Source organism: Pseudomonas sp. 313, assembly GCF_000316965.1.
GTDB classification, from domain to species: domain Bacteria; phylum Pseudomonadota; class Gammaproteobacteria; order Pseudomonadales; family Pseudomonadaceae; genus Chryseomonas; species Chryseomonas benzopyrenica.
Window position 1 is genome coordinate 1 of the sequence record NZ_ANBZ01000021.1, and the last position, 1,589, is coordinate 1,589.

A 1,589-nucleotide genomic window follows, 5' to 3' on the forward strand; every position below is an offset into this window, starting at 1 on the left:
TGGCCAGAACCAGTCGGTGGCCACCGCGACCGAGGAACAGACCTCGGTGGTGGAGACCCTCAACATGGACATCAGCGAGATCAATCTGCTGAACCAGCAGGGCGTCGACAACCTCCAGGCCACCCTGGCGGCCTGCACCGCCCTGGAAGCCGAGGCCGGTCGCCTGCAGCGACTGGTGGGCGGCTTCCGGATCTAGAGGGGAAGGTAAAAAGGTATCGCCGCTACGCTCAAGTAGTCTGATTGATACCCGATAACGAGGGCGATAGGCCATGCCTCGCACACGGCATGGCTCCCCCTGGCTACGGACGCAGACCTGTATGAAGCGACACCTGAAATTCAGCCACAAGATCCTCCTGGTCGCGGCGCTGGTCATCACCACCGCGCTGGCTGCCTCGGCCGGCTTCAATGCCTACTTGCAACGTCAGGCCATTGATCAGAGCCTGAGTGCCAACCTCGCGGAAACCGGTCGGGTCACCGCCGGCAACATCGCCTATTGGCTGGATGCCCGGGTCAAGCTCATCGAAGGCGAGGCCCAGACCCTGGCACGCGACCGCTCGCCCGAGGGGCTGGTGGGCCTGCTGGATCAGAAGATCTATACCGGCAACTTCGATTCCACCTACCTGGGCGAAGTCGACGGCACCTACACCACCCGACCGCTGCGCACCCTGCCGGCCGGCTACGATCCGCGCAAGCGGCCCTGGTACGCGGCCGCCACCGCCGCCGGCACCACGGTGCTGACCCCGCCCTATATCTTCGCCTCTTCCGGCCAACTGGGCGTGACCATCGCCACCCCGCTGCAGCGCGACGGCCAGCTGGCCGGTGTGGTGGCCGGCGACCTCAACCTCTCGGCGCTGGTGGAGATCATCACCTCGCTCAACGTCGGCGGCCTCGGCGAAGCCTTCCTGGTCGACGGCGACGGCAAGATTCTGGTCAGCAGCCATCCCGAGCAGGTGCTCAAGACCCTCAAGGACGTCTTCCCCGAGCAGACGCCGTCCCTGCAGTCGGGCCTGCATGCCGTCACCCAGAATGGCAGCGACCGCCTGGTGAGCTTCACCCCGGTCAATGGCCTGCCCTCGGTCAAGTGGTACCTAGGCCTGTCCATCGACCAGGCCAAGGCCTATGCCCCGGTGACCCAGGCGCGCAACCTGGCCATCGTCGCCACCCTGGTGGCGGTGGTCGCCATCATCCTGCTGCTGGGCCTGCTGATTCGCGTGCTCTTGCGCCCGCTGCACGACCTGACCCGCGCCATGGCGGACATCGCCGAAGGCGAGGGCGATCTGACCCGTCGCCTGCCAGTACAGGCTCGCGACGAATTCGGCGCCCTGGCCGAGGCCTTCAACAAGTTCGTGGCGCGGATCCATACCTCGATCCGCGATGTGGCCCAGACCACTGGCGAGCTGAATCAGAGTACCCGCCGGGTGCTGGAGGCCTCGCAGTCGTCCATGCAGCAGTCCGATATCCAGGCCCAGCGCACCACCAGCGTGGCCGCGGCGATCAACGAGTTGGGCGCCGCCGCCCAGGAGATCGCCCGCAACGCCGCCCACGCCTCGGGCGAGGCCAGCACGGCCCGCGCCCAGGGCGAGGAGGGT

Annotated in this window: 1 protein-coding gene and 1 pseudogene; both read left to right on the top strand. The window is 66.9% G+C overall.

Going from position 1 to position 1,589, the window contains the following annotated elements:
• A pseudogene (locus C722_RS24530) lies at positions 1 to 196 on the top strand (chemotaxis protein); the annotation flags it as partial.
• A gap of 121 nt (positions 197 to 317) precedes the next feature.
• On the top strand, positions 318 to 1,589 hold a 1,272-nt coding region (locus C722_RS0101560), incomplete at its 3' end, for a methyl-accepting chemotaxis protein (RefSeq protein ID WP_017638808.1).